Source organism: Erythrobacter donghaensis (assembly GCF_002155425.1).
Taxonomy (GTDB): Bacteria; Pseudomonadota; Alphaproteobacteria; order Sphingomonadales; family Sphingomonadaceae; genus Erythrobacter; species Erythrobacter donghaensis.
On the sequence record NZ_MUYG01000005.1, the window covers coordinates 1 to 16,436 of the forward strand.

General features: G+C 61.0%; 13 protein-coding genes and 1 tRNA gene. 4 read left to right on the forward strand and 10 right to left on the reverse strand.

Annotation, left to right across the window (positions count from 1 at the left end; translation table 11 throughout):
• Together BZF59_RS00540 and BZF59_RS00545 are read right to left on the reverse strand one after the other, a co-directional pair.
• The gene (locus tag BZF59_RS00540) at positions 1–717 is read right to left on the reverse strand and encodes a hypothetical protein (protein WP_086606208.1); all 717 of its coding nucleotides are present in this window, start codon (positions 715–717) and stop codon (positions 1–3) included.
• Positions 714–1,157, reverse strand: a complete 444-nt coding sequence (locus BZF59_RS00545; RefSeq protein ID WP_245805944.1) for an RNA polymerase sigma factor — start codon at positions 1,155–1,157, stop codon at positions 714–716. The genes BZF59_RS00540 and BZF59_RS00545 overlap by 4 nt, the downstream gene beginning before the upstream one ends.
• A 129-nt stretch (positions 1,158–1,286) precedes the next feature.
• On the opposite strand from BZF59_RS00545, the gene BZF59_RS00550 reads away from it, so the two are divergent.
• Both BZF59_RS00550 and BZF59_RS00555 read left to right on the forward strand, forming a co-directional pair.
• Positions 1,287–2,534: a S8 family serine peptidase gene (locus BZF59_RS00550; protein ID WP_245805943.1), complete on the forward strand. Its 1,248-nt coding sequence runs from the start codon at positions 1,287–1,289 to the stop codon at positions 2,532–2,534.
• Between the two features lie 102 nt (positions 2,535–2,636).
• Entirely contained in the window at positions 2,637–3,521 is an 885-nt protein-coding gene (locus BZF59_RS00555; protein WP_143738029.1) for a hypothetical protein, read from the forward strand.
• Here BZF59_RS00555 and BZF59_RS16515 read toward each other — a convergent pair.
• The 3 genes from BZF59_RS16515 to BZF59_RS00565 form a co-directional block, all read right to left on the reverse strand.
• Complete coding sequence (locus BZF59_RS16515; RefSeq protein ID WP_425429541.1) at positions 3,485–4,159, reverse strand: DUF6538 domain-containing protein; 675 nt, start codon at positions 4,157–4,159, stop codon at positions 3,485–3,487. The two genes, BZF59_RS00555 and BZF59_RS16515, sit on opposite strands and share 37 nt — an antisense overlap.
• Before the next feature lie 415 nt (positions 4,160–4,574).
• A complete protein-coding gene (locus BZF59_RS00560; protein ID WP_086606305.1) occupies positions 4,575–7,721 on the reverse strand; it encodes a type I restriction endonuclease subunit R in 3,147 nt (1,048 codons plus the stop codon).
• A complete protein-coding gene (locus tag BZF59_RS00565) occupies positions 7,718–8,407 on the reverse strand; it encodes an abortive infection family protein (RefSeq protein ID WP_086606306.1) in 690 nt (229 codons plus the stop codon). Before BZF59_RS00565 ends, BZF59_RS00560 begins: the two co-directional genes overlap by 4 nt.
• Positions 8,408–8,551: 144 nt before the next feature.
• On the opposite strand from BZF59_RS00565, the gene BZF59_RS00570 reads away from it, so the two are divergent.
• Entirely contained in the window at positions 8,552–9,469 is a 918-nt protein-coding gene (locus tag BZF59_RS00570) for an IS1595 family transposase (RefSeq protein WP_086606307.1), read from the forward strand.
• Between the two features lie 356 nt (positions 9,470–9,825).
• Here the strand turns inward: BZF59_RS00570 and BZF59_RS15930 are convergent, their stop codons facing one another.
• From BZF59_RS15930 to BZF59_RS00590, 5 genes are all read right to left on the reverse strand, one after another.
• Positions 9,826–10,377 (reverse strand): hypothetical protein, encoded by a 552-nt coding sequence (locus BZF59_RS15930; protein WP_143738041.1) that lies wholly within the window; start codon positions 10,375–10,377, stop codon positions 9,826–9,828.
• Between the two features lie 111 nt (positions 10,378–10,488).
• Complete coding sequence (locus tag BZF59_RS00575) at positions 10,489–11,745, reverse strand: restriction endonuclease subunit S (RefSeq protein ID WP_086606308.1); 1,257 nt, start codon at positions 11,743–11,745, stop codon at positions 10,489–10,491.
• A complete protein-coding gene (locus tag BZF59_RS00580) occupies positions 11,735–13,318 on the reverse strand; it encodes a type I restriction-modification system subunit M (RefSeq protein ID WP_086606309.1) in 1,584 nt (527 codons plus the stop codon). Before BZF59_RS00580 ends, BZF59_RS00575 begins: the two co-directional genes overlap by 11 nt.
• A gap of 399 nt (positions 13,319–13,717) precedes the next feature.
• Positions 13,718–14,884: a tyrosine-type recombinase/integrase gene (locus tag BZF59_RS00585; RefSeq protein WP_211277325.1), complete on the reverse strand. Its 1,167-nt coding sequence runs from the start codon at positions 14,882–14,884 to the stop codon at positions 13,718–13,720.
• A 190-nt stretch (positions 14,885–15,074) separates the two neighbouring features.
• Positions 15,075–15,161: transfer RNA gene (locus BZF59_RS00590), tRNA-Leu, on the reverse strand.
• A 308-nt stretch (positions 15,162–15,469) separates the two neighbouring features.
• On the opposite strand from BZF59_RS00590, the gene BZF59_RS00595 reads away from it, so the two are divergent.
• Positions 15,470–16,432, forward strand: a complete 963-nt coding sequence (locus BZF59_RS00595; RefSeq protein ID WP_086606310.1) for a complex I NDUFA9 subunit family protein — start codon at positions 15,470–15,472, stop codon at positions 16,430–16,432.
• Positions 16,433–16,436: the final 4 nt, after the last annotated feature.

Here is a 16,436-nt window from a genome sequence, read left to right on the forward strand (position 1 = left end):
TCAGGGCTTCCAGCCGCGTTCGCTTGCGGCCTTTTCTGCTTCGGCGTCGAGCGCGCCGCCTGCGGCCATATCCTGTGCGGCGGCGAGCAGATCGGCCTCGCTTCCGGCCTGGCGGAACTGCCCCCCGGCACTTTCGCCCAGCGCGAATTGCTGTTCTATCTTCCAGCCGGTGTCGTCGCGGCAGGCGATCCCTCCCTCGCTGCCGCCCCGCCACGCGCGGCACAACCCGCCGCCGTCGCGTTCGAAGCTGAGCAGGATGCGGGTCTCAGCATCGGTGGGCTGGGTGGCGACCAGCTGGCTGTCGAGTGCAGCGGCGAGCGCCGGTTCGGCATAGCCTTCGGGGCTCGCGCCGTTCCATGGTTGCAGCACCGCCAAGACCAGCGAGGCCGCCAGCGCAGGCCCCGCGATCGGCCCCCAGCGCCGCAGCACCGGCACGAGGCCGCGCTTCTGGCGTGCGGCTGCAAAGCTGATCACGTCGCCGCCATCCGCTTTGTCCTTGTTCTGCCCGCCGGAAAGCAGCGCGGCGAGATGCGGCGGGACGGCCTGTTCGGCAATCGGCGCGTAGTGGGCTGCAAGCCGTTCCTTGAGAGCACGGTGCGCCGCGATCCTGGCGACCAGCGCCGGATCGGCCGCGACCGCCGCCGCGACGCGCGCGCCCTCGACCTCGTCCAGCTCGCCGTCGGCATAGGCGGCAAGAATGTCATCGGTGATGTTCATTCGTTCACCTCCAACAGCGCCATCAGCGCGTCGCGCCCGCGCACGAGCCGCGAATTGAGTGTGCCGACCGGACAGCCTACGATCGCGGCGGCTTCCTTGTAGGAATAGCCCTCGACCATCACCAGCAGCACCGCCTCGCGCTGATCGGCGGGCAGGCGTGCCATTGCCCGGTCGACCAGCGCCAGCTCGACCCCAGCCTCCTGCCCGCCATCGGCACCCACTCCAAGACCGGCTTCCTCGTCGACGAAGGTCTCGCCGCGTCGCGTGCTCGCCCGTCGCTCATCGATGAAGATATTGCGCATGATCCTGTACATCCAGCTGTCGAGCCGCGTTCCTTCCTGCCACTGGTCGCGGCGGGACAGAGCGCGCTCTATGGTCATCTGGCACAGGTCGTCGCCATCGGCAGCCGAACCGGCAAGACCGATCGCGAACCGCCGCAACCGCGGCAGCAGCTCAAGAGCTTGCTGTTCGAAGCTTCTGGACAGCGTTTTGTGCCTTTCTGAAGGATGAAACGGATGGCGGCGTTCGTTTCATCCATGCTTAAGATGAAATGATCGAAGGAAATAGAGATGCGTCCGCTTCTGCCCACCATTCTTGCCGCGATGGCGCTAGCCGCCGCACCGCTCGCCGCGCAGCTGCAATTGCCGCGCGTGCCTGGCGTGGGCGGGATTGTCGGCAATGTCACGGGCACGGTGGACGACACGCTTGAGACCGCCGACCGCCTGACCGCGCGCGAGGCGCGGCGCCTGCTGCGGGTCCGCGATCAGACGCTGGCGCGGCTGCTGCGCCAGAACAGCGACGTGATCGAGCGCGATGTGCGCGGGGAGCTCGCCCGGCGGGGCGAATTGCTCGCGATCGAGGCCAGCGCTGCCCAGATCGCACAGCTGGAAGCGGCGGGATTTCGTGTGCTCGGCCGTGAGCGGATCGAGGGATTGGACATCGCGGTCACGCGGCTCGGGATACAGTCGGGCCAGTCGCTCGCACAGGCACAGGCGCGCGCCGCCGCCATCGTGCCGGAGCTGGAACTGGGCGCGGACAATCTGCACTTCGCCGCCGGAACGGTTGTTGCGGCTTCTACCTCGGCCCCGCTCGCGGTGTCGCTTGCCGCCGCTCAGGCCGCGCCGATCACCGTCCCCATCGGCATCATCGATGGCGCACCGGGCAATGCCGTGCCGGTTGCCGCGATCAAGGGATTTGCCGAGGGTGCGCCAACGGCCTCGGACCACGGGAGCGCGGTGGCGAGCCTTCTGCGGGCGACCGGGGTGCGGACCATCCGGGTGGCGGATGTCTATGGGCAGGAACCCGCAGGCGGCAATGCGCTGGCAATTTCAAAGGCGCTCGGCTGGCTCTCTGCCAGCGGCTGCAAGGTGGTGACGATCAGTCTCGTCGGCCCCCGCAATCCGCTGGTTGAACGCGCCATCAAGGCGGCGCGCGAGCGTGGCATCATCATCGTCGCAGCGGTCGGCAATGATGGCCCCGCCGCGCCGGCCGCCTATCCCGCCTCCTACGACGGCGTGCTGGCGATCACCGGCGCAGACCGAAAGGGACGCGCGCTGATCGAGGCCGGACGGGCGCTGCATCTCGACTATGCTGCTCCAGGGGCGGACGTGTATGCGTTCGACGCGAAGGGACGGAGCAAGCTGTGGCGTGGCACCAGCTTCGCCACGCCGCTGGCTGCCGCACGGGTGGCCGCCGCTCTCTCGAATGGCCAGCGCTGGCGCGCCGCGCTCGACACAGAAGCGCGCGACCTTGGCGCCAAGGGCGCAGACAAGGTGTTCGGCCGCGGTCTGCTTTGCGGCGGCTGCGGCAAGAAATGAGATAAATTTTCCATCCGCGTGAATTAAACCTCGCGGCCCGTCCGTTTTCCTTTCGAGCGAGCGAACACACCGGCTCGCTGTAACTGACGAAAGGATATGGACATGAAGAAGCTCATTCTGGCCGCAAGCGTTCTTGCGCTCCTTCCCGCTACCGCAAATGCGCAGCTGCTGGGCGGCGGCGGTCTTGGCGGGGGCCTCGGCGGCACCATTGGTGGTACCGTCGGTGGAACGCTCGACACTTCCACTCGCAGCGTGCGCGGCGCGGTCGACGGCACTGTGCGCGGCGAAGGCACGACCCGTGGCAGCCAGTCGGTTGACGCGCGGCGCGGCACGGTCTCGGCCGAGCGCAGCGCAGGCGGTTCGCTCACCGGCTCCACCGCCAGCCTTGCCGACCTCGTCGTTCCGCCGATGACCGGGATGGCGAGCGCGAACGGAACCGGTTCGGCGAGCGGACAAGGCTCTGCCAATGCCCAGCTGATCGGCACCGATGCAGTGACGGGCGCGCTGGCACCTGCGGCTGGCGAAGCGCGCGGCCTTGCCACCAATGCAGCGGGAACCGCCACCGGAGCCGCAAGCGATGCAGTCGCTGCGGCGCCCATGCCCGGCATGTCTACCCTGCCGGGTGCGGGCATGATCAGCGGCAACGGGGGCGGTTCGGCTGAAGGCAATGGCGCGGCTTCGCTCACCAACCCGCTGCTTGCGGTGGCTGGCTCGGCTGCTGCCGCTGGCGAGGGCGCGGCCACCGTCGCTCCCGGCATGCCGGTGATGACGTCGGAAGGCGCCTCGCTCGGCAAGGTGCGCCAGGTTGTCGCCAACGGTCGCGGCGAAATCGAGCAGGTCGTGGTCAAGCAGGGCAAGGTTACCCGCACGCTGCCTGCCGGCATGTTCAGCGCCTCGGGGAACGCGCTGGTGGCTGGCAACGCCAGCGGCAGTGCTGTCGCTGAAGGCGCTCAGCCTGCCCCGGCCACGGACGCTACGGGCGAATAATAGACCTGCCCCCGCTCCGCCGCGTTTTCCCGATGAGCGGCGGACTGACAACTGAGGGCGGTCACATCCTGTGGCCGCCCTTCTTTTTTGGATAAGCTGCAACGACCCCGCGCCGTCCGAGGCGCCGTGAGGCTCAGCTTGGGGAAGCGCTTGGACGCATTCCTAGGCATGAAGCGGAGCATGTCGAGGTAATCGCGGCAGTGCGCGCGCGACATCGCGCCCATGGGAATTTCGCCCCCAATGATACCAAGCGCGAACTTACGGGTGGTTTCGTAAGCTTGTCGCGTGCTTGGCGACCATCGATGGGTCGGATCGTCCATGTAGCGGGCGTATACCTGCTTAACCGAAATCAATTGAGGCGCAGCACTCTCACGAGCCTCAGTTTGAGCATGGGATAATCGCCCCCCTAGATCGTCCTGAGACGGTCTCAAGATCGTCTCATCAACGGTCAACCCTGCATCATGCCGAATGCGTTCGAACTCAGATTCCAACGTGGCGGTGATTAGAGGGAGACGCCGCAGCGCCGTCTGCAAACTGTCGGTCTTGAGAGGTCGCCACACTTCCGCTCGTCCAATGATCGGCTGAACATCGGTCGGAACATGACGGCGAAGGTAGAAGCGTCCGCTCCGAAGCATCATACCTCTGGGTAGCAAACCGTGACTGAAACCGTAGCAGCCGCGTGGACTGTTTTTCTCACGTTCTGAAACACTTGAGCCGGAATTCTGGGCATCAAACCGTAGCAGTAAACCGTAGCAAACACGATCCGAAGACCGTATTTGAGACGATTTTGTGTTTGTTTTGAGTATGTTGGTGCCAGAAGAGGCATCATAATCGCAATCTAAATAATTGAAAATCGAACGCAAATTTTATCCATATGAGCACTTATGTACACGTTTATGTACAAAGATGCAGCCGTATCTCCGGTCCGATTCCGCCTTCTTGGCTACCTTCTGAATGGCAGGTTTAGCCCGCTACTAAGACAATGCGCTCACAAAAAACGGGATCACACAGGCGCAATCCGCCAGCACGGCAAAGCGTTGCTCGAATGCCTGTTCATAATGCCCAATCGATGGCGATCGAATTGGCCTGTTCCAGAACTAGGTCGACCGCAGCTTTTTGCAGATCAGGAGGGTAGCCATAGCGGGCAAGAAGTTTGCGAACCTCGATCCGCATTTTCGCACGCACACTTTCCTTCTGGGTCCAATCCACCGTGACTGTGCTGCGGATTGTCTTAACGAGCAGTTGCGCAAGAGTGCGAAGGGTCTCGCGCTCCATGAGTTCCCGTGCCGACCCGTTCTCAGCTAAGGCATCGTAAAAGGCCAGCTCCTCGGGAGCCATTCCAAGCTCTTCGCCCCGCTTCGCGGAGGCAGACACCTCACGCGCAAGAGAGATCAACTCATCAATAACCTGCAAGCTATCGACCGCCCGGTTGTGATAGCGGGTTAGCACATCGTCTAGCCGCTCACTCAGCTTGCGGGCTTCGACAACGTTCATCCGTTCGCGTGCCTTGATGTTACCCTGCAAGAGCCGTCGCAGCGTTTCAACGGCAAGGTTCGGCTGCTTCGTCTGCCGTACCTCCAACAGGAAATCGTCGGACAGGATGGCAAGATCGGGCTGCTCCAGCCCCGCGTCCTTGAACACGTCCAAGATGCCATCGGACATGACCGCCTGCGACATGAGCTGGCGGATTTCTTGCTCAATCGCTTGTTTGCCGCGTCCACTCTTGCCGGACGTGTATTTGATGAGGTTCGCCCGCAAGGCGACGATCAGCGCCACTTCCTGCCGGATGGCGGATGCGCGCTCATCCCCCGCCGTGATGGCGAAGGCAGCTTCGGCTTGTGTGGCCAAATCGATGAACTCGGATCGACGGTCGCCCGACAGGATTTCCTCAAGGCATTGCTTGAGAATTGTCAGCCGGGCCGCCGGATCAGCGCCAAAGAACGCCTTCCAGTTGACGTTGCCGAGCAAGGCAAGCGCCGACTCAACCTTGCTGAGAAGCTGCCGGACCGCCTCATCCATATTGAGACTGACTTGCTCTTGGTCGCGGGCGCTATACTGGGCCAGCGCGGCCCGAAGCTCAGCACCGATGCCGAGGTAATCGACGATCAGCCCGCCCGGCTTAGCACCGAACACGCGATTGACCCGCGCAATGGCCTGCATCAGCCCATGCCCACGCATCGGCTTGTCGATGTAAAGCGTGTGCAGTGAAGGCGCGTCAAAGCCAGTGAGCCACATGTCCCGCACGATCACGAGGTCAAACCCGGATGAGGGGTTCTTGAACCGGTCTGCAATTTCCTCCAGCCGGGATTTTGTGCGGATATGCGGCTGCATCGCCTGCGGGTCAGAATTGTTGCCGGTGATGACGACCTTCATCATGCCGTCGTTGTCGTCCGAGGGGTCAGCCCCAACCCATTCCGGGCGCAATCGGGCAATCTCATCGTAGAGGGCGACTGCGACTTGGCGGCTGATGGCAACGATCATGCCTTTGCCGCCGCCCATCGCCACCTTGCGCTCTTCAAAGTGCGCCACAATGTCCGCCGCGACTGTCGTGATGCGTTCCGGTGAGCCGACGATTTCCTCAAACCGGCTGAACTTCGCCTTCAACTGTTCGGCGGCGCGCACGTCGCTTCCTTCGGTCAGCTCTTCGGCCAGGGCATCGAGCTCTTCCCGTTGCTCGGCATCCAGTCGCAGCATCAGCTTGGCGAGCCGGGCGGAATAGTGGATCGGCACCGTCGCCTTATCGATGACCGATTGGGTCATGTCGTAGGTATCAATCACGTCGCCAAACACCGCCGCCGTGCTGCGATCCTTTTCGTCAATCGGTGTGCCGGTGAAGCCGATGAACGTGGCGTTGGGCAGGGCTTGGCGGAGATACTCGGCAAAGCCGACTTCCTCTCGCACTTCATCGCCGCGCGTCACGAAGCGCCGGTTGAGGCCATATTGCGAGCGGTGCGCTTCATCGGCGATCACGATCACGTTGCTGCGGTCCGTAAGCAACGGATGCTCGCCCTCGTCGCCGCGAAACCGCTGAATGGTGGTGAACACCAGCCCGCCAATATCGACCTTGAGCAGTTCCCGCACCGCTGCCACGGTTTCCGCATTGCGCGGCTCGCCGCGAATGGCGCCGCCATGGGCGGCGAAGGTCTTGAAGAGCTGATCGTCCAGATCATTGCGGTCCGTCACCACAACGATTGTCGGGTTCTTAAGCTTCTTCGCCAGTTGGAGCTGGCGCACATAGAACAGCATGGTCAGCGATTTGCCGCTGCCTTGCGTGTGCCAGACCACGCCGCCCTTGCGGTGCCCGCCTTCGCTGGCGGCTTTGACGGTCGATGCCAGCGCCCGCCGCACCGCGTGGAATTGGTGATAGCCCGCCAGTTTCTTAGATTTGACCACACCATCGGCCATTTCAAAGGCCGTATAGTCGAAGGCCAGGTCTAGCAGCCGCGCCGGATCGAACGCGCCCTTGATGAGGACTTCCAGCTCTGCCCGGCCAAAATCATCATGCTTTTCGCCGTCGATGGTCCGCCACGGCTGGAAGCGGTCCAGCCCGGCAGTCAGCGAGCCGATCCGCGCCTCCATCCCGTCGCTGATGACGAGCGCGGCGTTGAAGCGGAACAGTTCCGGGGCTTTGTTCTTGTAATTCTGAAGCTGCTCATGCGCCCGGTCCATGGTGGCGTTTTCATCAGCCGGATTTTTCAGCTCCAACACCGCCAGCGGCAGGCCGTTGACGAACAGCACGATGTCCGGCCGGATGGTGTGGCGCTCGGCCTGAACCACGAATTGGTTGGCGGCGATAAAGCTGTTGTTGGCTGGCGTTTTCTGGTCGATCAGGCGGAGTCGCACCGTCCGGCTTTCGCCATTCTCGTTCAACTCAACCGGCACGCCGAACACCAGCAGCTCGTGGAATGCCCGGTTGTTCTCCAGCAGATTTTGCGTTGGCGCGGCGAGTACGGCGCGCATCGCCGCTTCGATAGTGCTCGAATTCGCATCCGGGTTGAGCGTCGCCAGCGCGTCGCGGAGCTGCCCTTCCAAGACGGTTTGGCGGTAATCAGTGCGGGCGCTCATCGGCCCATCGGGGGCCAAATAGTCGCCCGGCAGCACGTTCCAGCCGGAAAGGTCGAGCCAGCTCATCGCCGCCAGCTCAACCGCGCCCTCATTGAAGCGGCTTGGAGGGGATGCGCCGCCCGTGGGATAGGTCATGCGGCCGCTTCCTGTTCCTCATCATCAAGCTTGGCCTGTCGCCATTCGGTGAGCGCCGCCTCATATTTGGTAGAATCGAGCATGAAGAGAATTCGGCTGGCTTCAAAGCTCGACCCAGCTATCTCAACAAGGCCATATTGATCATCGAGGCTCTCGTTGAAGTCACCTTCATTGGCGTAGATCGGACTAGAGGGAGCTTTCACCTCTTCGGATGGACGGCTCCATGCGACGTCCAGGAGAAAAGAGACCAGTGCGTCGCAGAGCCCGCCAAGCATACATGCGTGCTGGCGTTCCAACGTCGGCCAATCGAGTGCCCCCCCATGACGCAGGTTAGGAATGTTGCTCAAAGCGGCGAGGGATGAAGCAACGCCGTTCATGCTGCCGAGCAGCTTTTTGAGGTGATGTTCGATCTTTTCTTTTTGGGGATGCCCATCCAGCGACAAGTCGAGCGCTTTGATGACTAGGCTGGTGCGTTTTGGAAAATCGTCGTCATCACCGTAGGTGACCTTAAGCGCCCCGTGCACGCTGTGCTGCATCGCTTCGAAAATCGCCCGCACGTTAGACAGGCAAGTGAGCGGCAGCTGCTGAATGCTTTGCTCCAGCGCCTCGACGTGTAGCCCTAGATTGCCAGCCCGTTCCGGGTGGCGCTCGATTAGGTTGCGGAGGAGCTGCAGCTGATAGGCCATGCTTTCCTCTATGCAGCGGCAATTACGGTTTCAGCATCAACCACCCGCAACTCGCCCGACACGAGTCTGGGCAGTAGCTCGTCTTGAAGACGCTTTAGCAATTATATACTTTACTTAGCAAGCGCGATGCGGCATACAATCCGCATGGACACCAACATCACCAATCCGATCTTCCACGACGAAGCCAAGGCCACCGCGCATATTGAAGCGCAGCGTTGGAACGGCGAACCTTCATGCCCGCACTGTGGTTCGCTTGCTGTCCGCAAGATGGGCGGCAAGACGCAGGCCGGTATGTTCCTTTGCAATGACTGCCGCGACAAGTTCACTGTCCGCACTGGCACCGTTATGGAGCGCAGCCACGTTCCTTTGCACAAGTGGCTGCTGGCGATGCACCTTATGGCTGCATCCAAGAAGGGTATGAGCGCAAAGCAAATGGAGCGTATGCTTGGCGTAACCTACAAGACGGCTTGGTTTCTGTGCCACCGCATCCGCGAAGCAATGGAAGGCGCTGCACCTACCGGCCCCATGGGCGGACAACCCGATAGCGTTGTCGAAGCCGACGAAACCTACGTTGGTGGCAAGGCCAAGAACCGCGCCACCCGCAAGCCTGCCCCCAAGAAGGCGGTTGTCGCCCTCGTGGAGCGCAACGGCATGGCTCGTTCGTTCCATGTCGCCAACGTCAACGCAGCAACCGTGCGCAGCGTTCTCGTCGCCAACGTGGAGCGCACCGCCCACCTTATGACCGACGAAAGCCCCATCTACACCCGCCTCGGTAAGGAGTTTAACGGTCACTCGGTCGTCAATCACTCGGCGAAGCAGTATGTCACCACTGGCGGCTTCAAGCACTCCAACACCGCCGAAAACTTCTTCTCGATCTTCAAGCGCGGCGTGATCGGCACCTATCACCACATGAGCGAAGCGCACCTTGGCCGTTACTGCGCCGAGTTCGATCTGCGCTATAACACCCGCGAATTGACCGATGGCGAACGCGCCGCGCTTATCCTCAAGGGTGCCGAGGGTCGCCGCCTCACCTATCGGCGGATTGACAAACTCGCCGCCTAAAGTGGCGAAGGTGCCTCGCCAGATCGGCCAAAAGCGGACACGCTATTTTGATTGACGCCGCCGCCGCGCCTTCTCGGCTACAGACTCTTGAGTTTCTGGCTTTGCGCCAAGTAGTTGCTTTAGAATCATTTCTCTGCGCCTTTCCGTTTCTGTGTCAGAGTAAACTCTGTCAGGTTCGGACTTCCCGTCAGTCACTTGCATTTCCTTCATATTTCGCGCATAAAAGAGGCCGGTAGGGGCTTGCGCTCCTACCGGCAGTCGTTTTCCAAAGGGCCGGTTTTTACCGGTTTGCGATTGCACCCCTACGGGGCTGCGAACGATACGAGGTGGCTAGACCTCGCATCGCCCGGATGCCCTTATGAGGCTAGGACTGTATTATTGGCCGCATGGCCACCACCCCCTTCCTGGCTAGAGTGATCGGAACTAGAAGCAGAGGCCAAACGGGCTACTAAGTCGTCGGCCTCTGCTTCATCCCATCCTTCCGGCAGCGCAACATCTGTGAGCCACCAGAAATACCCCCCTTTGTGCATGATGCTCTTAAAGCGGGGATCGCGGGACAATGTGGAACGGAAATTCGCAAGAGGGTCTTCTCCGCGAACCTCAACGCCCATTGACAACACGGCATCAAGCAGGACGCGGATTTGCAAAGGCTCATTGCTATTGAGCAGGACTTGCTCTGCTGCATCACCTTGAGAGCCACGGCGGCGCTGAACGGGGGCAGTAGCGCCCACGCGACTCCGCGACGGCTCTTCCTCAAGCGGTGATTCGCTCAAAAGGATGCGCTTGCCGCCCATTGCCGCAACAGCGGCATCAAGAGCCTTAAATGACTGAAATGCAGGCGATTTAACAAGGTCGCCCCATACCTCGGCACGCAGCGCGATCGTTTTCTGCAACACGGTATCGGACATTCTCACCTCCATCGGGTGAGACCCCTTACCACACTGTTGTGTTAACCCGCAAGCCCTGCGTCCCAACACAAGGGTCACGTTATGTTCGCGCGATTTCTCGACTCTGCTAACTTAACTACACAAGTGCCGACGCTTTAATGCTTCGGTTTCTTCGGCCAAATGCAAAAGATGGGAGAATGAAGTCTTCATTATATCAACGAAAGCATCATGCACCGAAGTAGAAGGCTGTATCATAGCGACAGAACGCAAAACGCCTTTACTTATTTCTTGAAACGTCGACCCATTAGCGTTCGCCTTTATGATATTCATGTTTTCATGACACCAAGCCCAAGCATAAAAAGGGGACAATGCCTTTTCAACAAATGCCGCGATACCCTGATTGATACTTACAGGCATCGCATTGAAAGCGAGGTAGCCTACTGGTGCACGCGATGACATTAGCAGGGACATTTCCGGTATTCTGCCCGAGCTACATATTTGGAAGCCGTGCTCACTCAATGAGCGATCGGTTTTAGTAAGCAGTGGTCCGGACAAGCCAGACATATCCTTCGGCGTAGCCCATGCATACGGGCCATCCCAGTATTCCGCTTGCTTAGTCGACGGAGTGTTTCCAGCAACGATGGAAAACAGTTCGCCGACAGTACTTATTCTCCACCCCTTAGGTAAACCGTCGTCACCGAAGCTGCTCGGGAATAGCGCCGCTGTGTCGGCCGGAAGGCCGGTGTCGCGCCCTTCAGCTTTGGCGTGAACGGGATCAAATGCGACAAACCAGCTCTTGAATAGAGCTCGCGCCATATGTTGCAGCGTCTCCGCCATTTGATTGTTGAGTTCAATCTTATCTTGAATGGCTTGTAGCGTATTGGCGATGCGTTCTTGTTCGGAAAGGGATGGCAGCTGGACCATCATCATTCCAAGATCGCCCTTGGTGACATGGCCAAGGCCGGTTGTCTGCTTGTTGCGCGCGATTTCTTGAAAGTTTGGCTGCAAATACAGCATCAGAAAGCGGAAAAAGCGCCGATCAATGCTCTGGTCGGGAAGAACCCGAAAGATGTGCTGGTTCAACCACGCATCACCCCTGTCCCAAACGAAAGTCCCAATGGAAGTTTCCGGCTGACCCGACCAGCAGAATAGCAGGTCGCCATCGCGTAGCCGGACCCGATCATCATAGATGCCGTTGGTGCGCTTGGTCGCGTCAGAAAAGCCGCCTTTGATTTCGGCGATTTTGACAACAGGCAAGCCATCATCCGTGAAGGCGATGTTCTTGAATGCCAACCCGTTGATCCATTCCGCAAGGCCGAGCAGCGGTTGCGGCTCCGCCCCAAAGTTGAAGGCTGGAGCATAGAGTTCGGCCGGAGCGTCACCAGCCATAACCGACCTTTTTGAGCTGGCTACGGATTTCCAAGTCGAGCGCGTTGCCTCGCTCCATCTGCGCTTTGAGCGTCGCGGTGAGCCGGGCCATCTTGTCCGCGAATGCTTCTCCATCATCGGCCTGCGCTGCCTGATCCACATACATGCCGGGCGTCAGTACAAACCGCTTGGCGGCAATGTCTGCAAGACTCACCGACTTGGCGAAGCCGGGCACGTCCTCGTATTTGCCGCCCTTTTCCCGCCACGCATGATAGGTGTCGGCGATGGTGGCGATGTCGTCGGCGGTCAGCTCCTTGAGCGTCCGCGTGACCATGGTGCCCATGTTGCGCGCGTCGATGAACAGCACATCGCCGCGCCGGTCGCGCAGTTTCTTGTCCTTCACGATGCCGTTCGATTTGTCGCGGGCGACGAACCACAGGCACACCGGAATCTGTGTGGTCGAAAAGAGCTGACCGGGCAGCGCCACGATGCAGTCGATCACGTCCTTTTCGATAAGCCGCTGGCGGATTTCGCCTTCGCCCGATTGCTGGCTGGACAGTGAGCCGTTGGCCAGCACAAAGCCCGCGATCCCGTGCGGAGCCAGATGGTGGTAGATGTGCTGGACCCAGCCGAAGTTCGCGTTGCCAGCGGGCGGCGTGCCGAATTGCCAGCGCACATCGCCCTGCAACTTCTCCTGCCCCCAATCGCTCTGATTGAAGGGCGGGTTGGCGAGAATGTAATCCGCCTTGATGCCGGGGTGCATATCCTCGTGGAAGCTGTCCGCCCACTTGCTACCAAGGTTCGCTTCAATCCCCCGGATGGCGAGGTTCATCTTGGCCAGCCGCCATGTGGTGGGGTTGGACTCTTGTCCGTAGATCGAAATGTCGTTGCGCCCGCCCTCGTGCGCTTCGATGAACTGTTCGGACTGCACGAACATGCCGCCTGAGCCGCAGCAGGGGTCATACACCCGGCCCTTGAACGGCTGGATCATCGCCACCAGCAAGCGCACGACGCACCCGGCGGTGTAATATTGCCCGCCGCGCTTACCCTCCGCGATGGCGAACTGGCCAAGAAAATACTCATAAACCCGGCCCAGCACGTCCTGCCCGTGATGCTCATCGCGGAACGCCAGATCGGAGAACAGCTTTACCACCTCACCCAGCTTGGTTTGGTCCAGTTCGGGCCGGGCATAGTTCTTGGTCAGTACGCCTTTGAGCGTGGGGTTTTCGCGCTCGATGTCGAGCATCGCCGTGTCGATCAGCTCGCCGATGGTTGGCTTGGTGCTGGTGGCGTTTTCCTTGAGATATTCCCACCGCGCATGTTCGGGCACCCAGAACACGCTTTCGGCAGCGTACCAGTCCCGATCTTCGGCAAGGAAGGCGTTTTCCGGGTCCGCTTCGGCCTCGGCCTTGCGCTCGTTGAACCGGTCAGAGATGTATTTGAGGAAGATCAGCCCCAGCGCGACATGCTTGTATTCCGCCGCGTCCATATTGCCGCGCAGCTTGTCCGCCGCTGCCCACAGCGGCGCTTCGAACGAACGAGGGTTGGACTTCTCCAGCTCGACCGCCACTTTTCTCGGCCGTCCACGAGCCATATGAATCCTCTCCATAATTCCCTGTCAAAACCCTATATCGCTGCTTTGTGCTATCGTCCACATCGGGCTCCACGCCGCGTTGAAGAGTCCTCCCGCGAGAGTCCGTCGCCGGAAATGTAGAAGGTTTGAGGTCATGCCGATACGCCACATGATTTGGAAGGTGAGTGCAAGGCCGCAGCCTCTGCGGGAAGCCGCACTTCCAAGCGAAGCCCTGCTTGAAGATATGATCGTGGCCGAACCGACGATCCTCTCCGATCAGTGGATGATAATTGGTCGGCAGGCTAACACCGGCTTTGGTGGGCGCATCGACTTGCTTGCGCTCGCTCCGGATGGTTCGCTTATCCTGATCGAGCTGAAACGGGGTAAAACGCCGCGTGAAGTGGTGGCGCAGGCCATAGACTATGCCAGTTGGGCTGAAAGCCTCGAAACGGACGAGATTAGCCGCCTATACTCGGCATTCTCTGGTGGAGGCAGCCTGTCAGAGGATTTTCGGAAACGATTCGGCCTGCCTCTGGACGAGGATACGCTGAACCAGAGCCACCAGATCATCATCGTCGCTTCCCATCTCGATGCGAGTTCCGAACGCATCGTCGGATAACCCATGCGGCGAAAAGCCTGATTCATCGTGTTCTCGCTCATCGGACGACGGGTCGTGTGAAATGCCGGAAAAACGTAGCCCTCCGGTCCACTAAACTGCTGGACCTCGCGTAGGTAACCCAGAACCTGCTGGGAAAGCGGGATCGCATGTGGGCGGCGCATCTTCATACGCTCGGGCTTGATACGCCAGATCTTCGTTTCGAGATCGAACTCGTCCCATGTCGCCTGCCGCAGTTCCCCGGGCCGTGCCATGACATGCGGCGCGATCTGCAAAGCCAATCGGGTGATCGGTGCGCCTTCGAAAGCATCGATGCTGCGCAGCAGCTCTCCCAGCTTTGCGGGATCAAGGATTGCTGCATGATGCTTTACTTTAGGAGCGATCAATTGCCCCGCGAGCATGGCGGCGGGGTCGCTCTCCGCCCGGCCTGTTGCAGCGGCGTAGCGAAACACGCGGCTGGTAAATGAGCGGCAGCGCTTCGCGGTCTCGTGCTTCCTTTGCCCCTCCAAGCGCCGAAGCACACCGTAAACCTCGGCTGGCTTGATATCGACGAGGGGTTGATCCCATAGCGGCTTCATCTGGAGCAAAAGCCATTTCGCCTTCGCGACAGTGACATCAGCCCGCCCTTCCTTCGTAAGCTTGTGTTCGATGTATTCCTCGGCGACCGCACCGAACGTGTTCGCCGCGTTGAAGCGGGCGGTCAGCTTAGCCCTCTTCCGCTCAACCCCCGGGTCGATCCCATCCCGCAATTTGCTTCTAGCTTCTTCTCGCCTCAGCCGAGCCTCTTTGAGCGAAACCTCGGGATATGGCCCGAACGAAAGCACGCGCGCCTTGCCTCCGAAGCGATATCGGTAGCGCCATAGCTTTGACCCGCTTACGGCAACTTCGATGCATAGGCCCTTCTCATCGGCCACAGTGAACACCCGGTCTTTGGGTCTCAAGGCTTTGAGCGCAGCGTCGTTCAGAGCCATGACGCAGTCACCCGCGTCAAACTGTGTGTATATGAGGCCGCTACCAGCCGCACATATCTACACACATCTATGCAGCGATTCGTTGGATCAGTGAGAAACATCGAGACACACTCCGCGACGAAAGACGCTGAAAACTAGCAGAATTCCGCCGTTTTGGCGATACTCTTAGCTACGTCGGGAGTTGTATAGATGGTGCCCAGAAGAGGACTCGAACCTCCACGCCCTTGCGAGCGCCGCCACCTGAAGACGGTGCGTCTACCAATTCCGCCATCTGGGCACGAAAGCCTGCCGGTCGTTGATGCCGGAAGGCTGGGTAGGTGGGCGCGATTAGCGGGGGGGAGGGGGGCTGTCAATGGCAACATCGTCTCGATTTCGGCGAGAACGCTTGTGGCCTGATGCCCTCATTCATGCCCTTTCGCGCCAACCGATTTCGCGATGGAGCGGGGAGGCGGCGGCTCTGCGCGCGCTTGGGCGGCGATCTGGCTGTCGAGGCGATCGGAACGCTTGCCTACGGGCGAGCGTTGAAGCAAAGCGCGGCCACATCCTTGTCCGGCAACCTCACCAGCCACAACGAGCACCTGTATCATGCCCACCTCCTCTCCGCTTTCCGGCCAGCTGGTCACCATCTTCGGCGGCACCGGCTATATCGGCAATTACGTCGCGCAGGCGCTGCTGGCGCGCGGGGCGCGGGTGCGGCTGGCGAGCCGGTCGCCCTACAAGGCGCAGGATCTGAAGCCGCTCGCCAATCTCGGCCAGCTTCAGATGATGCCCTGCGACATCACCCGCGAGGAGCATGTCGCCGCCGCGCTGGACGGAGCGAGCCATGTGGTGAACCTCGTCGGGGCTTTCGAGGGCGATCTCGTCAAGCTGATGGGCGAGGCGCCCGGCACGATCGCGCGGCTCGCCGCGGCGGGCGGGGTCAAGGCGCTGGTCCATGTCAGCGCGATCGGGGCCGATGCCGCCTCGCCTACCGCCTATGCGCGCGGCAAGGCGCTGGGCGAGGAGCGCGTGGCGGCGGCCTTCCCCAAGGCGACGATCCTGCGCCCCTCGATCGTGTTCGGCAAGGACGACAACTTCCTCAACCTGTTTGGCGGGATGATCGAGATGCTGCCCGTGCTGCCGGTGTTCGGCCCGCAGGCGAAGCTGCAGCTGGTCTATGCGGACGATGTCGCCGAGGCGGTCGCGGTGGCGCTGGAGCACCCGGACAAGCACGGCGGCAAGACCTTCGAGCTGGGCGGGCCCGAGCAGCTGACGATGATGGAAATCCACCAGCGGATTGCCGAAGCACAGGGGCGCACGCGGACTTTCCTCGCCGTGCCCGATGGCCTGTCTGCGACCTTCGCGGCCCTGCCCGGCACGCCGATGAGCCGCGACCAGTGGGCGCTGCTGAAGGGAGGCAATACCGTGGCCGAGGGCGCGCTCGGTCTCGCCGATCTGGGGATTGAGGCCAAGCCCCTGGGTCTGTTCCTTGACAAGTGGATGCTGCGCTATCGCAAGCACGGTCGCTTCGGCGCGGCGAACGAGCGGGCCAAGGCGCGCAAGGGCTAGAGCG

What these genes read in the sequence shown, in the direction of transcription:
- BZF59_RS00540 (WP_086606208.1), bottom strand. Translation starts at nt 717, where the DNA reads ATGAACATCACCGATGACATTCTTGCCGCCTATGCCGACGGCGAGCTG.
- BZF59_RS00550 (WP_245805943.1), top strand. Translation starts at nt 1,287, where the DNA reads ATGCGTCCGCTTCTGCCCACCATTCTTGCCGCGATGGCGCTAGCCGCC.
- BZF59_RS00555 (WP_143738029.1), top strand. Translation starts at nt 2,637, where the DNA reads ATGAAGAAGCTCATTCTGGCCGCAAGCGTTCTTGCGCTCCTTCCCGCT.
- BZF59_RS16515 (WP_425429541.1), bottom strand. Translation starts at nt 4,159, where the DNA reads ATGATGCTTCGGAGCGGACGCTTCTACCTTCGCCGTCATGTTCCGACC.
- BZF59_RS00560 (WP_086606305.1), bottom strand. Translation starts at nt 7,721, where the DNA reads ATGACCTATCCCACGGGCGGCGCATCCCCTCCAAGCCGCTTCAATGAG.
- BZF59_RS00565 (WP_086606306.1), bottom strand. Translation starts at nt 8,407, where the DNA reads ATGGCCTATCAGCTGCAGCTCCTCCGCAACCTAATCGAGCGCCACCCG.
- BZF59_RS00570 (WP_086606307.1), top strand. Translation starts at nt 8,552, where the DNA reads ATGGACACCAACATCACCAATCCGATCTTCCACGACGAAGCCAAGGCC.
- BZF59_RS15930 (WP_143738041.1), bottom strand. Translation starts at nt 10,377, where the DNA reads ATGTCCGATACCGTGTTGCAGAAAACGATCGCGCTGCGTGCCGAGGTA.
- BZF59_RS00575 (WP_086606308.1), bottom strand. Translation starts at nt 11,745, where the DNA reads ATGGCTGGTGACGCTCCGGCCGAACTCTATGCTCCAGCCTTCAACTTT.
- BZF59_RS00580 (WP_086606309.1), bottom strand. Translation starts at nt 13,318, where the DNA reads ATGGCTCGTGGACGGCCGAGAAAAGTGGCGGTCGAGCTGGAGAAGTCC.
- BZF59_RS00585 (WP_211277325.1), bottom strand. Translation starts at nt 14,884, where the DNA reads ATGGCTCTGAACGACGCTGCGCTCAAAGCCTTGAGACCCAAAGACCGG.
- BZF59_RS00595 (WP_086606310.1), top strand. Translation starts at nt 15,470, where the DNA reads ATGCCCACCTCCTCTCCGCTTTCCGGCCAGCTGGTCACCATCTTCGGC.